General features: G+C 70.1%; 13 protein-coding genes. 4 read left to right on the forward strand and 9 right to left on the reverse strand.

The genetic code is table 11. From position 1 onward, the window contains the following. Nucleotides 1–317 precede the first annotated feature (317 nt). Complete coding sequence (locus ACZ7NC_RS26105) at nt 318–887, forward strand: YdeI/OmpD-associated family protein (protein ID WP_471491726.1); 570 nt, start codon at nt 318–320, stop codon at nt 885–887. A 34-nt stretch (nt 888–921) separates the two neighbouring features. Here the strand turns inward: ACZ7NC_RS26105 and ACZ7NC_RS26110 are convergent, their stop codons facing one another. Further along, on the reverse strand, nt 922–1,527 hold the full coding sequence (locus tag ACZ7NC_RS26110) for a YceI family protein (protein WP_471491728.1): 606 nt from the start codon (nt 1,525–1,527) through the stop codon (nt 922–924). Between the two features lie 135 nt (nt 1,528–1,662). Between ACZ7NC_RS26110 and ACZ7NC_RS26115 the strand changes: the two genes are divergently transcribed. From ACZ7NC_RS26115 to ACZ7NC_RS26125, 3 genes are all read left to right on the forward strand, one after another. Further along, nucleotides 1,663–3,978: a polysaccharide lyase 8 family protein gene (locus tag ACZ7NC_RS26115; protein WP_471491729.1), complete on the forward strand. Its 2,316-nt coding sequence runs from the start codon at nt 1,663–1,665 to the stop codon at nt 3,976–3,978. A 154-nt stretch (nt 3,979–4,132) separates the two neighbouring features. Continuing rightward, nucleotides 4,133–5,716 carry an acyl-CoA carboxylase subunit beta gene (locus ACZ7NC_RS26120; protein WP_471491730.1) on the forward strand — a complete coding sequence of 528 codons (1,584 nt, stop codon included), beginning with the start codon at nt 4,133–4,135 and terminating at the stop codon, nt 5,714–5,716. Between the two features lie 46 nt (nt 5,717–5,762). After that, complete coding sequence (locus tag ACZ7NC_RS26125; protein ID WP_471491732.1) at nt 5,763–5,954, forward strand: acyl-CoA carboxylase subunit epsilon; 192 nt, start codon at nt 5,763–5,765, stop codon at nt 5,952–5,954. Between the two features lie 95 nt (nt 5,955–6,049). Here the strand turns inward: ACZ7NC_RS26125 and ACZ7NC_RS26130 are convergent, their stop codons facing one another. From ACZ7NC_RS26130 to ACZ7NC_RS26165, 8 genes are all read right to left on the reverse strand, one after another. Further along, nucleotides 6,050–6,631, reverse strand: coding sequence for a GTP-binding protein (locus ACZ7NC_RS26130; protein ID WP_026248371.1), 582 nt, complete (start codon nt 6,629–6,631; stop codon nt 6,050–6,052). Beyond that, nucleotides 6,612–7,190 carry a DUF742 domain-containing protein gene (locus ACZ7NC_RS26135; RefSeq protein ID WP_234765771.1) on the reverse strand — a complete coding sequence of 193 codons (579 nt, stop codon included), beginning with the start codon at nt 7,188–7,190 and terminating at the stop codon, nt 6,612–6,614. The genes ACZ7NC_RS26130 and ACZ7NC_RS26135 overlap by 20 nt, the downstream gene beginning before the upstream one ends. A 95-nt stretch (nt 7,191–7,285) precedes the next feature. After that, entirely contained in the window at nt 7,286–7,699 is a 414-nt protein-coding gene (locus tag ACZ7NC_RS26140) for a roadblock/LC7 domain-containing protein (protein ID WP_004983065.1), read from the reverse strand. 10 nt (nt 7,700–7,709) lie between these two features. Further along, nucleotides 7,710–10,973, reverse strand: coding sequence for a nitrate- and nitrite sensing domain-containing protein (locus ACZ7NC_RS26145; protein WP_471491734.1), 3,264 nt, complete (start codon nt 10,971–10,973; stop codon nt 7,710–7,712). A 387-nt stretch (nt 10,974–11,360) separates the two neighbouring features. After that, entirely contained in the window at nt 11,361–11,936 is a 576-nt protein-coding gene (locus ACZ7NC_RS26150) for a GTP-binding protein (RefSeq protein WP_030051303.1), read from the reverse strand. Beyond that, on the reverse strand, nt 11,917–12,315 hold the full coding sequence (locus tag ACZ7NC_RS26155) for a DUF742 domain-containing protein (protein WP_003997626.1): 399 nt from the start codon (nt 12,313–12,315) through the stop codon (nt 11,917–11,919). The genes ACZ7NC_RS26150 and ACZ7NC_RS26155 overlap by 20 nt, the downstream gene beginning before the upstream one ends. A gap of 113 nt (nt 12,316–12,428) precedes the next feature. Continuing rightward, nucleotides 12,429–12,842, reverse strand: coding sequence for a roadblock/LC7 domain-containing protein (locus ACZ7NC_RS26160; protein WP_471491915.1), 414 nt, complete (start codon nt 12,840–12,842; stop codon nt 12,429–12,431). A gap of 9 nt (nt 12,843–12,851) precedes the next feature. Then, on the reverse strand, nt 12,852–16,532 hold the full coding sequence (locus tag ACZ7NC_RS26165) for a sensor histidine kinase (RefSeq protein WP_471491735.1): 3,681 nt from the start codon (nt 16,530–16,532) through the stop codon (nt 12,852–12,854). Nucleotides 16,533–16,645: the final 113 nt, after the last annotated feature.

Here is a 16,645-nt window from a genome sequence, read left to right on the forward strand (position 1 = left end):
CTGCTGAACCGGTGCACGAACCGCTCGTGCAGAGCGGTCAGTTCACCGGCCCACAACCTGACATCAGCAAGGCCCCCACCCATAACCACACCAACGACCAACCTGGCCAGCAGTCACGACAAGCACCGTTGCAGTACTAGGGCCTGTCGTTTGGATCATGCCGGCGTCGCGGGGTCTGGCACGCGCATCCGCGTTGTCGTCAGTCGCCGACGCTCCGCGTCGACTCCCTCCTCCGCCTTGCAGCTGTACAGACCCTAGGCCGGGAGCGCGAGCTATTTAGGCCAGGAACTGACCGCCACCCCGCCTACCGTGCCCCCATGAGCCCCTCCGACGACCCGGTCCCCCTCGCCTTCGCGACCGCCGCAGCCCTCGACGCCTGGCTGACCGAGCATCCGGCCCCGCATCCCGGGCTCTGGATCAAGGTCGCCAAGAAGAACTCCGGCATCCCCTCCGTCACCGCCGACGACGTCAACGACGCGGCCCTGTGCCACGGCTGGATCACCGGGCAGCGCAAGGGGCTCGACACGTCGTACTACGTCCAGCGCATCACCCCGCGCCGGCCCGGCAGCCTCTGGTCCATGGTCAACGTGCGACGGGTGGCGGAACTGACCGCCGAGGGCCGCATGCGTCCCGCGGGCCTCGCCGAAGTGGCCGCCGCCAAGGCGGACGGGCGATGGGGCGGGGCGTACGAGTCGCAGAGCAGGGCGCGGGTCCCGGACGAGCTGACCGTGGCGTTGGACGGGGATCCCGTTGCCAGGGCGGCGTTCGAGAAGCTCGGCAAAACCGAGCGCTACCAGCTCATGCTCGGTCTGCTGCGCGCCCGGACCCCGCGCGGCCGGGCGGCCCAGGTCGCCGCGGTCATCCGGGAGTTGACGAAGCGCCGGTGAGCGCGAGGCTCACCGGCGCCAAGAGGTAAAGGCGTCAGGCGTTCTTGATCGCCGAGATGTCGAAGTTCAGCTTGATCTTGTCGGAGACCAGCACGCCTCCCGTCTCCAGCGCGGCGTTCCAGGTCAGGCCCCACTCGGAGCGCAGGATCTCCGCCTTGCCCTCGAAGCCGACGCGCTCGTTGCCGAACGGGTCCTTCGCGGCGCCGTTGAACTCCAGGTCGATGGTGATCGGCCGGGTGGTGCCGAGGATCTCCAGGTCGCCGGTGATGCGGTAGTCCTCACCGCCGAGGGCCTCCGCCTTGGTGGAGCGGAAGGTCATCACCGGGAACTCGTCGATCTTGAAGAAGTCCGAGCTCTTGAGGTGTCCGTCGCGGTCCGCGGAGCCGGTGTCGATGCTCTCCATCTTGATGTCGAGGGACGCCGTCGACGCCGACGGGTCGCCGCCGTCCAGGTGCAGCGTGCCGCTGAAGTCGAGGAACTTGCCCTTGACGTTGGTCACCATGGCGTGCCGCGCGACGAAGCCGAGGGTGGAGTGGGCCGGGTCGATCGTGTAGTCGCCGGTCAGCGCGGCCAGGTCCGGGCTGCCGGCGGCAGCGGCCTGGGTGGCGGCGGTGGTGTCCTTGCGGTTGAAGATGCCCATGGCGTACTCCTCGGGAGGTGATGTTGAATCTTGAACTACCTCAACGCGGCCCACCGTAGACCTATTCCGTTCAGCGTTCAACATCATCCGGCCGTGTCTGTGGAGTTACTCGCCGTCACGTGATAGGGCATGGACATGACTCCGACGCGCCGTGCCTTCCTGTACGCCGCCGCGCTCGCCGCGAGCTTCGCCCACGGCGCCGCCACCCCGGCCCGAGCGGCGGACGCCGCCCCGTACGACACCCTCCGCGGGCGCTGGCTCGACATCGCCCTGGGCACCGGCTACGACCCGGCCGCGCAGCCGTACGCCTCCCGGCTGGCCGAGACCGGAACCCTCGCCCGCGGCTTCCGGGCGACCATGGCCCCCACCGCCACCTCCCTCTGGCCCGGCCACCCCTACGACCCGCCCGCAGGCATCACCCAGAGCTACGGCCGCCTGTGGACGATGACCCAGGCCTACGTCCAGCAGGGCACCGGATCCACGGCCGACCCGGCCCTCCTCGCCGACGTCCTGCGCGGCCTCGACCATCTCTCCGCCACCGTCTACAACCCCTCCACCACCCGCTACGGCAACTGGTGGGAATGGCAGATCGGCAGCCCCCGCCTGCTGATGGACATCACGGCCGCCCTGTACGACCACCTCACCGCGGCCCGGATCGACGCCGCCTGCGCGGCCGTCGACCACTTCATCCCGGACGCCATGCTCACCGACTACTCCGGCACCTCCACCGGAGCCAACCGCGTCGACCTGTGCCGCAGCGTCGCCCTGCGCGGCATCCTCGGCCGAGCCCCGGCGAAGATCGCCCTCGCCCGTGACGCGCTCTCGCCGGTCTTCCCGTACGTCACGAAGGGCGACGGGCTCTACGCCGACGGCTCCTTCGTGCAGCACACCTGGGTCGCCTACTCCGGCACCTACGGCCAGGTGCTCCTCGACGGCCTCGGCCGCCTCTTCGCGCTGCTCGCCGGATCCGAGTGGGAGGTGACCGACCCGGACAGGCAGATCGTCCTCGACAGCGTCGAGCGCGCCTACGCGCCCCTCGTCCACGACGGGTTGGCGATGGACAGCGTCAACGGCCGTGCCATCAGCCGGGGTTACCTCAAGAGCGACGACCGGCGGGTCATGCGGAGCGACCACTACCACGGACAGGGCATCATCGCCGCGATCGCCCTGCTCGCGGGCGGCGCGAGCGAGGCGGAACGGGAGCGCTGGTACGGCCGCATCAAGGGCTGGATCGAACGGGACGCCGTCACACCGATCTTGACGGCCCGTCAGTTCGGCGTCGCCGACCTCGCCCGGCTGCACACGGTCGCCGCGGCACCGGTCACCGCCGCGCCCGAACCCGTCAGCCATCACCTCTTCGCCGCGATGGACCGGGCGGTGCACCGCCGCCCGCGCTTCGTCGCGAACATCGCCATGGCCAGTGACCGCATCGCCCACTACGAGTGCGGCAACGGCGAGAACCCGCGCGGCTGGCACACCGGCGCCGGGATGCTCTCCTGGTGGGCCGACGGCCTCGGCGATCAGTACACCGACTGGTACTGGCCGACCGTCGACTGGTACCGCCTCCCCGGTACGACCGTCTCCACGCTCCGCCTCCCCGACAGGGCGGGCGGCGAGTGGGGCGAGCCCAAGCCCGCCGTGCGGTGGGTCGGCGGCACAACCGACGGCGAGTACGCGGCGATCGGGCAGCATCTGAAGGGGCTGGGGTCGACGCTCGAAGCCCGTAAGTCGTGGTTCTGCGTCGAGGACGCCGTGATCTGCCTCGGCGCCGGGATCTCCTGCGCCGACGGCGTCCCCGTCGAGACCGTCGTCGACAACCGCAACCTGGGGGAGCGCGGCACCCGGGCCCTCGTACGCGGCCGGGGCTGGCTCCATCTGGAGGGCCACGGCGGCTGGGTGGTGCCGTACGGCGAACTGCGCACCCTGCGCGAGGACCGCACCGGAGCCTGGGCCGACATCAACACCACCAGCACCACCGAGCGCCGCACCCGCCGCTGGCAGACCCTCTGGCTGGACCACGGCACGGACCCGGCCGACGCGACCTACGTCTATCTGCTCATGCCCGGCGCCGGCCGCGACGAGGTGGCCGCCCGCGCCGCCGACCGGACGTGGCTGTCGGTCCTCGCCAACGACAGCGCGAGCCAGGCCGTCCGCGTCCCCTCCCTGGGCCTCACGGCCGCCAACTTCTGGCAGCCGGGCACCGCCGGTCCGCTCACCACCTCCGCCGGCGCGAGTGTGCTGCTCCGCCGCCGGGGCCGTACCGCTACGCTCTGCGTGAGCGAGCCGCCGCGCACGGGCGAGCCGCTGGAGATCGTCTGGGAGCATCCCTTACGCCGGGTCCTGCGGGTGGACGACTCGGTCGAGGTTCTCGCGACAGGACGCCGACTGCGCGTCCGTGTCACTCCGGGGATGGTATGCGCGACCCATCGATGTGAGGTGGCTCTCGCCTGACGGCTTTGTGCGACCCCCACAACCCGCAAGCCCTCTGAGCAGTCGGAATGGCTGCATGCGGTCCCGGTTCTGTTCAGGGGTACCAGGAAATGGGTCCGGAGACTGTACGGAGTCAACGGCTCGCTTTTGCGCGCGTCCTTCGTAAGGTCGCTACATGACCGTTTTGGATGAGGCACCGGGTGAGCCGATCGACGCCCGAGGGCGGACGGCCGAGCTGCACGAGATTCGTGCGCAGGCGCTGGCCGGCCCGAGCGAGAAGGCGACCACGGCTCAGCACGCCAAGGGCAAGCTGACCGCCCGGGAGCGCATCGAGCTGCTCGTGGACCCGGGTTCCTTCCGGGAGGTCGAGCAGCTGCGCCGGCACCGGGCCCAGGGGTTCGGGCTGGAGGCCAAGAAGCCGTACACCGACGGTGTCATCACCGGCTGGGGCACGGTGGAGGGCCGTACGGTCTTCGTCTACGCCCATGACTTCCGCATCTTCGGCGGCGCGCTGGGCGAGGCCCACGCCACGAAGATCCACAAGATCATGGACATGGCCATCGCGGCGGGCGCGCCGCTGGTCTCCCTCAACGACGGTGCGGGCGCCCGCATCCAGGAGGGCGTCTCGGCCCTCGCCGGCTACGGCGGCATCTTCCAGCGCAACACCAAGGCGTCCGGCGTCATCCCGCAGATCAGCGTGATGCTCGGCCCGTGCGCGGGCGGCGCGGCCTACAGCCCCGCCCTGACGGACTTCGTCTTCATGGTCCGCGAGACGTCCCAGATGTTCATCACCGGCCCGGACGTGGTCAAGGCGGTGACGGGCGAGGAGATCACCCAGAACGGCCTGGGCGGCGCGGACGTCCACGCGGAGACGAGCGGCGTCTGCCACTTCGCGTACGACGACGAGGAGACGTGCATCGCCGAGGTGCGCTACCTCCTGTCGCTGCTCCCGCAGAACAACCGTGAGAACCCGCCCCGCGCCGAGTCCACGGACGCGCCGGACCGCCGCAGCGAGGTACTGCTCGACCTGGTCCCGGCGGACGGCAACCGACCGTACGACATGGCCAAGGTCATCGAGGAGATCGTCGACGACGGCGAGTACCTGGAGGTCCACGAGCGCTGGGCGCGGAACATCATCTGCGCGCTGGCCCGTCTCGACGGCCAGGTGGTCGGCATCATCGCCAACCAGCCGCAGGTGCTCGCCGGTGTCCTGGACATCGAGGCGTCGGAAAAAGCTGCGCGCTTTGTCCAGATGTGTGACGCTTTTAACATTCCGATCGTCACTTTCCTGGACGTCCCCGGGTTCCTTCCGGGTGTCGACCAGGAGCACGGCGGCATCATCCGGCACGGCGCGAAGCTCCTGTACGCCTACTGCAACGCGACCGTTCCCCGGATCTCGCTGATCCTGCGCAAGGCCTACGGAGGTGCGTACATCGTCATGGACAGCCAGTCCATCGGTGCGGACCTCACCTACGCCTGGCCGACCAACGAGATCGCCGTGATGGGCGCGGAGGGCGCGGCCAACGTCATCTTCCGCCGCCAGATCGCCGAGGCCGAGGACCCCGAGGCCATGCGGGCGCGCATGGTCAAGGAGTACAAGTCCGAGCTCATGCACCCGTACTACGCGGCGGAGCGTGGCCTGGTCGACGACGTGATCGACCCCGCCGAGACCCGCGAAGTACTCGTCAAGTCCCTGGCGATGCTGCACACCAAGCACGCGGACCTGCCGTCCCGCAAGCACGGCAACCCCCCGCAGTAACCCACCGGTACCGCTGCGGAAACCTCATCCACGGAGACTGACATCCATGAACCTCCCTGATATCCGCGTCGAGAAGGGCCACGCCGAGCCCGAGGAAGTCGCCGCCATCACGGCGATCCTCCTGGCCCGCGCCGCCGCCCAGCCGACCGCTTCTCCGACCCACCGAGGACGCGCGAAGGCCGGCTGGCGCCGCCTGGAGCGCGAGCCGGGCTTCCGGGCACCGCACAGCTGGCGCTGACGCGGAACACAGGCCGACGCAGAGCACAAAGGAAGGGCCCCTCTCTTTCGAGAGGGGCCCTTCTTCGCGCCCCGAAGGGGCGCGGGGAATTGCCACTACCGCAGGCGAGCCATCAACGCGTGTTCCACGAGAGTGATGAGCGCCGACTTCGCGTCAGCCCGGTGACGGGCGTCCGTGGTGATGATCGGGGTGTCGGGACCGATCTGCAGGGCCTCACGGACCTCGTCCGGGTTGTACGGCTGGTTCCCGTCGAACCCGTTCAGGGCGATCACGAAGGGAAGCCCCGAGTTCTCGAAGTAGTCGACCGCCGGGAAGCAGTCGGCAAGACGCCTCGTGTCAACGAGGACGATCGCGCCGATGGCGCCGCGCACCAGGTCGTCCCACATGAACCAGAAACGGTCCTGGCCGGGTGTACCGAAGAGGTACAGGATCAGGTCCTGGTCCAGGGTGATACGGCCGAAGTCCATGGCCACCGTGGTGGTGGTCTTGTCTCCGGTGTGGGTGAGGTCGTCGATGCCCGCGCTCGCGGACGTCATGACGGCCTCGGTGCGCAGCGGGTTGATCTCCGAGACGGCGCCGACGAACGTGGTCTTGCCCACGCCGAAGCCGCCCGCCACCACGATCTTCGCGGAGGTGGTGGAGCGGGAAGGACCGCCGCTAGAGCTTGCGAAGTCCACTGAGCACCCTTTCGAGCAGTGTCACGTCTGGCTGGCCGCCGGCGTTCTCGTCGCCGCCGGGCTGATGGATGGCGACCAGGCCCGCCTCCGCCAAGTCGGCGACGAGGATCCTGGCCACGCCGAGAGGGATCGTCAGGAGGGCGGAGACTTCCGCCACCGACTTGATCTCGCGGCAGAGGTTGCAGATCCGCTGATGCTCGGGCAACTGGCCCTGCATCTGGTGCGGCTGCGCGGTGGTGTGCACCAGCGCCTCGATGGCGAGCTGGTAGCGCGGGCGCGTCCGGCCGCCGGTCATGGCGTACGGGCGCACCAGGGGGTTGTTCGACGCCCCGGCGGGCGCCGGCTCAGGGGCGCGTCGCTGCGGCTGCACCGGCTGGATGCGCGGCGCCGGCGGCTGGTCGTACGGCGAGGGGCCGGGACCCTGGGGCGCGTACGGCTGCCGCTGGCTGGGCGTGGAGGGGAAGTTGTAACGGTTCGGGTTCTGGGAACCGTCGTTCTGGCCCTGGCCAGGGCCGTACGACCAATTACCCGACGATGAACCGCCTGGGGGTGTTGCCACTCTCTCTCCTCCTCCGACTGTGCCTGGCACCCATCATGTGGAGCCGCGTCCCGAAACCTTACGGCCACGGGACGCCAAAACGCACCGACTGTCTGTTAGTTGAGCAGGCTGCCTTGAAGCTCCGCACGCAGATCCGGCGTCAGGACCGTACCGGCACGGTCGACCAGAAGCGCCATCTCGTACCCAATGAGGCCGATGTCCGCCTCGGGGTGTGCGAGAACCGCAAGCGACGAACCGTCGGAGATGGACATGATGAACAGGAATCCCCGCTCCATCTCCACAACCGTCTGGTTCACGCTGCCGCCCTCGAAGATGCGGGAGGCGCCTGCCGTCAGAGACGTCAGACCGGAGGCGACGGCCGCGAGCTGGTCGGCGCGGTCGCGCGGAAAGCCTTCGGACATCGCCAGAAGGAGTCCGTCGGCGGAGACCACCACCGTGTGCGACACCCCGGGGGTGTTGTCCACGAAATTGGTGATCAACCAGTTCAGGTTCTGTGCCGCCTGGCTCATCGGGCTCACACTAACGCTCCTGGTTGTAGGTGCTGTCAGGACCACTGTGTTGATTCCTAGTGGCCTGGCCGTTCGTTTCACTTCCCGCACTGCGGCCCCGTTGGACACCCCGGCGCAGGTTGCTCAGCCTGCCCCGGACGTCCTCGGGAGCGCGGGAGACCTGTGGGCCGCCCTGGTGGGTGGCTTCGGCGGCTCCCTGGACCAGGTTGGCCTTCGGGACCCGCCGCGGCAGGCCGGAGGAGGTGACCCCGCCCGCCTTGGGCTTCCGGAGCTGCGAGGCCTGCTGCCAGCGCTCGTCGTTCTGCGAACGCCAGCTGTCGCCGTCGCTCTCCGGTGTGGGGGCCGGCGCTTCCTGCCGCGCGGGCCGTGCGCCGTTCGTGCCGCTCGCCGTGGAGCCACGGCGGGGAAGCCCGGCGTCGGTCATGGCGCGGCCGGCGGTGGGAGCCGGTCCCGGACGGTCGAAGCCTACGTGGTCATGCTCGTTCACGTCATCGGCCTGCGCGGATTCCGCTTGCGGAGCGTACTGGTCCGGGTAGCCGTTGCGGTAGTCGTCCTGCTGCGGCCAGTCGTCCTGGTGACGCCGCTGCTCGAAGGCCGGGAAGCTCTCCGGGGCGGACGGCTGCGCGGCCGCCGGCTCCTCACGGGTCGGCTCCGCATAGGAGGGCTCGGGGTAGCCGCCGCCCGACGAGAAGGTGTCGCCGCCCCGCGGCAGGCCGCCGTTCGGCGCGTAGTACGTGTCGTCGTACGCCGGGCGCTGTTCCCCGTACGACGGCCTCTGCGGCTCGTCGTACGCCGCCTGCTGCTGCTCCTCGTACGCCGGCTGCCGGTCGTAGGCCCCGGGCTGCTCCCCGTAGCCGTTCGGGCCGTTGTCGTAGGAGGGGCCGCCGGGGAAGTCGTCGGCGTAGGCGGGCGCGTCAGGATTCTCCAGGGCGGGCGGCTGGCCCTGCACCTCGGCCTCCAGGGCCGCCCGGCGCTCCTCGCGCGCCAGGGAGCGCCCGACCGGGTCCAGGTCGCGGAGGTCGTCCGGCACCTCGGTGTACTGGCTGTCGTCGAAGCCGAGCTCCGCCGCCGTACGCATCGGCTGCTGGTTGAAGTTCTCACCCTGGAAGTGCTGCTCCGGGATGATCTGCGAGACGGTGAACTCGTCCGCGGCCGGCTGATACTCGCCGCCACCACCGTGCGTGATCGCGTCCGGCAGCATGACCAGCGAGGTCGTGCCGGCCTGCTCGCCGGAGGGGCGCAGCTGGACGCGGATGCCGTGCCGGTCGGACAGCCGGCCGACCACGAACAGGCCCATGCGCTGGGATATCGCGGCGTCGACGGTCGGCGGGTTGGCCAGCTTGTGGTTGATGTCCGCGAAGTCCTCGGCGGTGAGGCCGATGCCCTTGTCGTGGATCTCGATCATGACCCGACCGTCGGGGAGACGGGTGGCGGTCACGCGAACCTTGGTCTGCGGGGAGGAGAACGTCGTCGCGTTCTCCAGCAGCTCGGCGAGCAGGTGCACGAGGTCGGTCACGGCGCGGCCGTGGATCTCGGCCTCCGGGACGCCGGAGAGCTCGATGCGCTCGTACTGCTCCACCTCGGAGGAGGCGGCGCGCAGCACGTCGACCAGCGGGACCGGCTGGTCCCAGCGGCGGCCGGGCTCCTCGCCGGCGAGGACCAGGAGGTTCTCGCCGTTGCGGCGCATACGGGTCGCGAGGTGGTCCAGGCGGAAGAGGTTCTCCAGCTGGTCCGGGTCGGCCTCGTTGTTCTCCAGGTCGGTGATCAGGGTCAGCTGGCCCTCGATCAGCGACTGGTTGCGGCGCGAGAGGTTGGTGAAGATCGCGTTGATGTTGCCCCGCAGCAGGGCCTGCTCGGCGGCGAGCCGGACGGCCTCGCGGTGGACCTGGTCGAAGGCGCGGGCGACCTCGCCGATCTCGTCACGGGTGTTGATCGGGATGGGCTGGACACGGGTGTCCACACGGCCCGGGTCGGTGCGCGAGAGCTGGTCGACCAGCATCGGCAGGCGCTGCTCGGCGATACCGAAGGCGGCGTTGCGCAGCTGGCGCATCGCGCGGGACATCTGGCGGGCGACCATGCCGGCCAGGATGAACGCGGCGAGCAGGGCGACCACGACGGCGGCACCGGTGATCAGGGCGTCGCGCTTGGCGTCGTCGGAGATGGCCGAGGCCTCGTTCACCGCGGTGTTGGCGAGGTCGTTCTCGATGTCGCGGTACGCGTTGTACTTGAGGGTGTTGACCGCCCACCAGTTCTCGGCGGTGATGCCCTGCTGGGCGAGCGCGGCACGCTCGCTGGTGTCCGTGGAGCTCAGCTGGGCCAGCGCCCCGACCATCTTGACCGGGTCGGACGGCGGCGGCACATAGTCGGGGTTCTTCTGCTTGGCCGCCGTGGCCATCGCCACGCCCTCGGCCTGGATCTCCTTCTTGGCGTCCTCGAGCTTCTGGTTGTCCTGCTCGGTGCCACCGCTGATGTACTCCTGGATGGCGATGCCCTCCAGGTAGGCGTACGAGGAGAGCGCGACGCGCTGCTTGGCCAGGTCCGTGGCCTTGGGGCCCGGCTTGACCAGCATGTGCATGCCGATGGAGCGCTCCAGCGAGAGCGCGCCCTTGGTGAGGGAGATGGCGTAGACCGTACGGCCGTAGCTGGTGATGTTTCCGGTGCCCAGGCCCAGCTCGTTGGAGAACTCCAGCAGGCGGTGCTCGACCTCGACGTAGCCCTCTTCGGTCTGCACGCCGGTGAGCTTGTTGGTGTAGGCGGCCGCGCGCAGGTCCGTCAGGTCCGGCTCGACCTCACGGAAGCGCTCCAGACGGCGCACCAGGTTGGGCCGGTCCGGCATGTTCTGGGCGGCCTCGTCGAAGGCGTCGGCGGCCTTGTCGGTGGCGGCGCGGGCCTTGACGACGGTCGGGTCGTCCTCGCCCTTGCCCTGGAGCAGGGGAGCGGCCGTCGAGTCGCGCTCGACGAGCAGGGCGTCACCGTAGGTGGAGGCGGCGGCCACCAGACGCGCGGTGTTCTCCGCGTCCTTGGCCTCCTGCCAGGTGTCGATCGAGCTCTTCACCTGGAAGCCGCCCATGACGAGGCCGACCAGCACGGGTATGAGCAGGATCGCGTTCAGCCGGGTCGGCACGCGCCAGTTGCGCGGGGAGAGACGGCCGCCGCTTGGCGCAGGCGCCGCCGTGGGTTCCGATCCGGGCACATGGGCGGGCGCCGCTCCGCGCGGCGGCGGCGTGAAGTTGCCCCGGGCCGACGGCTCGGGACTGTTCTTGCTTCGCCTCACTCGACCAACAACCTTCCGGCGGGGTCGGCACCAACGTTGTGCCGCAGTGTCTCAGAGCCCAGTTCGCCATCAAGTACGCGCTACTGCTGAGTACGTCTTTGACTATTGGGCAGTTCTCGCATTCCAGCACGCCGGCCTGCGCTCTTCCAAACAGTGGAAGAGGCAGATTCCGAGTGATGTAAGCCCTAGATAAAACGGTCATAAAGAGCGAGCCCCGTCAAAAGACGGGGCATTTGTGAACGCAGCGACACCGCTTGACCGCGACGAGTGGCCGTACCACCCGATTCCTCTGCCGAAACGTTATGAACAACGAAGCCGACCGTGTCAAAAGCCACAGCCGGCTCCGGCACATCTACGACAACTGCCGTATGGCGCTACCGACTTGCGCTACCGCAGCCGGGCCATCAGCGCATGCTCGACCAGGGTGATCAGCGCGCTCTTGGCGTCGGCCCGGTGACGGGCGTCGGTGGTGATGATCGGTGCGTCCGGACCGATCTGCAGCGCCTCGCGCACCTCGTCCGGCGTGTAGGGCTGGTGCCCGTCGAAGCCGTTGAGGGCGATGACGAAGGGCAGCCCGCTGTTCTCAAAGTAGTCGACCGCCGGAAAGCAGTCGGCGAGACGGCGGGTGTCCACCAGCACCACGGCGCCGATGGCGCCGCGCACCAGGTCGTCCCACATGAACCAGAAACGGTCCTGGCCGGGTGTACCGAAGAGGTACAGGATCAGGTCCTGGTCCAGGGTGATACGGCCGAAGTCCATGGCCACCGTGGTGGTGGTCTTGTCTCCGGTGTGGGTGAGGTCGTCGATGCCCGCGCTCGCGGACGTCATGACGGCCTCGGTGCGCAGCGGGTTGATCTCCGAGACGGCGCCCACGAACGTGGTCTTGCCCACGCCGAAGCCACCCGCCACCACGATCTTGGCGGATGTGGTCGCCCGGCCCGGTTCAGAGCTTGCGAAGTCCACTGAGCACCCTTTCGAGCAGCGTCACGTCCGGAGCGCCACCGTTGTTCTCGTCGCCACCCGGCTGGTGGATGGCGACCAGGCCGGCCTCGGCGAGGTCCGCGACGAGGATCCTGGCCACGCCCAGCGGCATGGACAGCAGCGCGGAGACCTCGGCGACCGACTTCACCTCACGGCACAGATGGCAGATGCGCTGGTGCTCGGGAAGGAGCCCCATGAGCGCTGCCGGATCGGCCGTGGTGCTGATCAGGGCCTCGATGGCCAGCTGGTAGCGCGGCCGGGTCCGGCCACCGGTCATCGCGTACGGACGTACCAGCGGCTGGTCGCCCTCATCCTCGTACGGCTCCGCGTACGGATCATGAGAGGCGGTGGGCGGGGTCATGAATCCTCCGGGCTGGGACAGCAAGTCGGTCAGTCAAGCCGTCTGGTGAGGGCCAGTGGGGGGATTGTGGCGGCCGGACGGTGATTTGGTGAGACGGGTTGGATCCGGGGCGATCAGTGGAGCAGACTGCCTTGGAGTTCGGCGCGCAGGTCGGGCGTGAGCACCGCGCCCGCGCGGTCGACCAGCAGCGCCATCTCGTAGCCGACGAGGCCGATGTCGCATTCGGGGTGTGCCAGGACGGCGATGGACGAACCTTCCGAGACGGACATGAGGAAGAGGAATCCCCGCTCCATCTCGACAACGGTCTGAGCCACGTCGCCGCCCTCGAAGATCCGGGACGCTCCCGCCGTCAGAGACGTCAGACCCGACGCGACGGCCGCCAGCTGGTCGGCACGGTCGCGGGGGAAGCCCTCCGACATCGCCAGCAGCAGACCGTCGGCGGACACGACGACGGTGTGGGACACACCCGGTGTGTTGTCCACGAAGTTGGTGATCAACCAGTTGAGGTTCTGTGCCGCCTGGCTCATCTGGCTCAACTAACGCTCCTGCTGGTGAGTGGGGTTCGGGAAGCTGCCGGTCTGGCCGTTACCGACCTGGCGACCCTGCGCGATACCCCGACGGAGATTGGTCAGCCGGCCGCGTACGTCGTCAGGCGCACGCGAGACAGCCGGACCGGATTGGTGCTGCTGCTGCTGAGCCGTGCCCGGGACGAGGTTCGCCCGGGGCACCCGGCGCGGCAGACCGGAGGTGGTGACACCGCCCGCGGCCGGCTGCCGGACGCGTTCCGCCTGCCGGACGAGGTCGTCGTTGGGCGAGCTGCGCCAGGCGGTCGACCCGGGACGCTGAGGGGGAGCGGCGGGAGCCTGCGGCTCCTGCTGCGGAGCGGGGGCCGGAGCCGAACCGTTGCCGTTGGCGCCGGACTGACGTCCCTGCTGCTGACCATGGAACCAGTTGGTCTCCAGTGTGTCGTACAGCGGGGTACGCCCGTCGCCGGGACCGGTCGCCGGCGGCAGGGCCTCGGGCTCCTGACGGCCGGGCCGCTGCTGCGGACGCGGCGGGACCGGGGGCTGCGGCGGGCCGGTGAGGCCGGAGTCGCCGCCGTAGGTGCCGTTGACCTGGGGTCGCTCGAACTGGCCGGTGGACTCGGGGTTCTGGCGGCCGGGCAGGTCGTACTGACCCGTCGAGCTGCCGTCGTAGGCCTGGGGGGCGGAGAACTGGCCGGTCTGCGAGGAGTTGTTCTGCCCCGGGGCGCCGAAGACGTCGGGGCGGACGAACTGACCCGTGCTCTGCGAGTTGTACCCGCCCGGGGCCGGCGCGTCGAAGTCCGGGCGGGCGAACTCGGACGTCGAGCCCGGGCCCTGGCGGTCGTCGATACGCGGCATACGGGAGGTCTGCGCGGGGTCCTCGTCGTGCCCACGCGGGGTGTCGAGCGAGGCGCGCGGTACCGGCGGCTGCGCGTTCTCGTCGCTCCAGCTGGGACGGGAGGACTGGTTGCCGCCCGGCAGCTCGGCACGCGGGCCACCGCGCGGCGGCAGCTGCGGCTGGCGGCCACGACGGCCCTGCTCGCCACCGGGAGGCGGCGACTGCGGCGCCGACGGCCGGGACTGCTCGCGGCCGGAGCCACGGGAGCCGCCGTAGCCGTCCTGGCCGCCGCCGAAAGCGTCCTGGCCCGGCCCGTAGGAGTCCGGACCCATGCCCGCGGCCTGCAGTCCCTGCGGAGCACCCGGAGCCTGGCCGCCGAACCCGGCGCCCGCACCGGCCGGAGCCGGACGACCCTGGGACGGGGCGCCCGGACCCTGCGGTCCACGCGGCGCACCCGGTCCACCCGGCATTCCGCCACCGTCACGTCCGGGCAGCGCGGCCCGCGGTCCCTGACCGGCACCGAGCCGGCCACCGCCGGAGGCACCGGCACCGAGCGCACCGCCACCCGGCGCACCCGTGCCGAGGGAGCCGCCGCCGGACTGGGCCTGGCGACGTGCGGCGGCCGCACCCGCGGCGGCCTGCGCGGCGGCAGGACCACCGGAGCCACCCGGGCCGTTCGGGCCGGGCTTGCCCGGAGCGGGCTTCTTGCCGCCCTGGGCGACATCGACGGGCAGCATGACCAGCGCGGTCGTACCGCCGGAGTCGGACGGACGCAGCTGGATGCGGATGCCGTGGCGCTGCGACAGACGACCGACCACGAACAGACCCATGCGGCGGGAGACCGAGACGTCCACGGTGGGCGGCGAGGCGAGCCGCTCGTTGATCGCCGCGAGGTCCTCGGGGGAGAGGCCGATGCCGGTGTCGTGGATCTCGATCAGCACGCGGCCGTCGGGCAGCGCGTGACCGGTGACCTTGACCTTGGTCTGCGGCGAGGAGAAGGAGGTCGCGTTCTCGAGCAGCTCGGCGAGCAGGTGCACGAGGTCGTTGACCACGCGGCCGGCGACCTCGGTCGTCGGCACGGCGGCCAGCTCGATGCGCTCGTACTGCTCCACCTCGGACGCGGCGGCACGGAGCACGTCGACCAGCGGGACCGGGCGGGTCCAGCGGCGGCCGGGCTCCTCACCCGCGAGGACGAGGAGGTTCTCACCGTTACGGCGCATACGCGTCGCGAGGTGGTCGAGCTTGAACAGCGAGGACAGCTGGTCCGGGTCGGCCTCGCGGGACTCCAGTTCGGAGATGAGCGAGAGCTGACGCTGGATGAGGCCCTGGGAGCGGCGCGAGAGGTTGGTGAACATCGCGTTGACGTTGCCCCGCAGCAGGGCCTGCTCGGCGGCGAGGCGGACCGCCTCGCGGTGCACGTCGTCGAAGGCCGAGGCCACCTGGCCGATCTCGTCCCGGGAGTGCACACCGACCGACTCGACGGAGGTGTCGACGTCCTGCGGGTCGGACTCGGAGAGCTGCTTGACCAGCTCGGGCAGCCGGTCCTGGGCGACCCGGGTGGCGGTCTCCTCCAGCCGGCGCAGCGAGCGGATCATGGAGCGGGCCACGACGAAGGCGCCGACCAGCGAGACACCGAGCACGATCAGGATCAGCGCACCGGAGATGATCGCCTCGCGCTCGGACTCGTTGCGCAGCTCGCGGGCCTTCTGCTCCATCTCCTCGAGCAGCGTGGTCTCGATGGCGCGCATGCCCTGGAGCTTGGTGGTGCTGGTGTCCACCCAGTCCCGGTACGAGCGCTTGTCCAGCGACTGCAGGCCCGTCGCGGAGGTCAGGGCGCGGTTGGCGTAGGTGTCGCTGGCCTTGATCGTGGGGTTGCCCTCCTCGATCGACTTCAGCAGGTCGGCGGCGGTCTGCGTGCCGTAGATGCTCCGGAAGCTCTTCAGCTCGGAGCGCTGGCTCGTCAGCGCCGACTCGGCGTACAGCCGGTCGTTCTCGGACAGGTCGCCGAAGGTCTTGTTGTCCGCGGGCAGCGCGGCGGCGAGGACCGCGCGCTGGATGGACGCGTACTCCTTGGCGGTGGAGAAGGCGGCCAGGGCACGCGTGCTCTGGATCATCTCCGGGTTGCTGGTCGCCTCGGCCATGTCCTGCGAGAGACCGAGCAGGTTGGTGATCAGACGGTGGTAGGCCTCCACGGTCTGCGTGGAGTTCTTCTTGGCCTCGTAGGCGGTGTTGCGGATCTTCGCGATGTCGCTCAGGTCGCCGACGAGCTGGACGAGGTTGTCGCGGACACCCTTGAGGTTGCCGTCCTTGCTGGTGTCGTCGATCTCCTCGGAGGCCTCGATGAAGCTGGTCATGGCCCGGTCCGACTTGTCCCGGTAGCCCTTGACCGTGTAGTCGGTGGCCTTGGCGCCGTGCGCGAGCGGACCCGCCGACTGGTCGCGCTCCTCCTGGAGCGCCGCGGCGAGTTCGGTGGCCCGCTTCGTCATGTCCGTCAGCAGCCGCATGTTGTCGAGCTGCTGGATGTCGTCCATGTTGTCGCTGATGCGCAGGGCACCCAGCGAGGTGGCCGCGACCACCGGGAGCGTCAGCAGCGCCACGAGGCGCGTGGAGATACGCCAGTTGCGCAGGGCTATTCGCGAGCCGGGGCCGACAGGGCCCTTCGGCTTCGTCGTCGGTGGAGTGGGGTTCGCCGCACCCGGGGACGCCGACACGGCGGGGCGCCCGGAGCGCTCACCGCCGTCCACGGACGCAGCCGGGCCCGGGTTCTGGGCGTGCTGGGGCGAGGGACCTCGGTCGGTCCCGCCGTGCTCCGGCTCCGCCGAAGCGCTGCCATCCCTCTTGAAACGTCCCTGCACTAGCGTCGCAACCTCTGGACCAGGCGCCCTTCCGCGCGAGCGGACGGACACGGTGTCGGCGTAGTAGGGAGCGTCCTGAACACGCTCCCTGATGGTCGTGAGTGACCGGCGCT

The sequence above is a fragment of the Streptomyces sp. NPDC111802 genome (assembly GCF_055634335.1).

What these genes read in the sequence shown, in the direction of transcription:
- ACZ7NC_RS26105 (WP_471491726.1), top strand. Translation starts at nt 318, where the DNA reads ATGAGCCCCTCCGACGACCCGGTCCCCCTCGCCTTCGCGACCGCCGCA.
- ACZ7NC_RS26110 (WP_471491728.1), bottom strand. Translation starts at nt 1,527, where the DNA reads ATGGGCATCTTCAACCGCAAGGACACCACCGCCGCCACCCAGGCCGCT.
- ACZ7NC_RS26115 (WP_471491729.1), top strand. Translation starts at nt 1,663, where the DNA reads ATGACTCCGACGCGCCGTGCCTTCCTGTACGCCGCCGCGCTCGCCGCG.
- ACZ7NC_RS26120 (WP_471491730.1), top strand. Translation starts at nt 4,133, where the DNA reads ATGACCGTTTTGGATGAGGCACCGGGTGAGCCGATCGACGCCCGAGGG.
- ACZ7NC_RS26125 (WP_471491732.1), top strand. Translation starts at nt 5,763, where the DNA reads ATGAACCTCCCTGATATCCGCGTCGAGAAGGGCCACGCCGAGCCCGAG.
- ACZ7NC_RS26140 (WP_004983065.1), bottom strand. Translation starts at nt 7,699, where the DNA reads ATGAGCCAGGCGGCACAGAACCTGAACTGGTTGATCACCAATTTCGTG.
- ACZ7NC_RS26155 (WP_003997626.1), bottom strand. Translation starts at nt 12,315, where the DNA reads ATGACCCCGCCCACCGCCTCTCATGATCCGTACGCGGAGCCGTACGAG.
- ACZ7NC_RS26160 (WP_471491915.1), bottom strand. Translation starts at nt 12,842, where the DNA reads ATGAGCCAGGCGGCACAGAACCTCAACTGGTTGATCACCAACTTCGTG.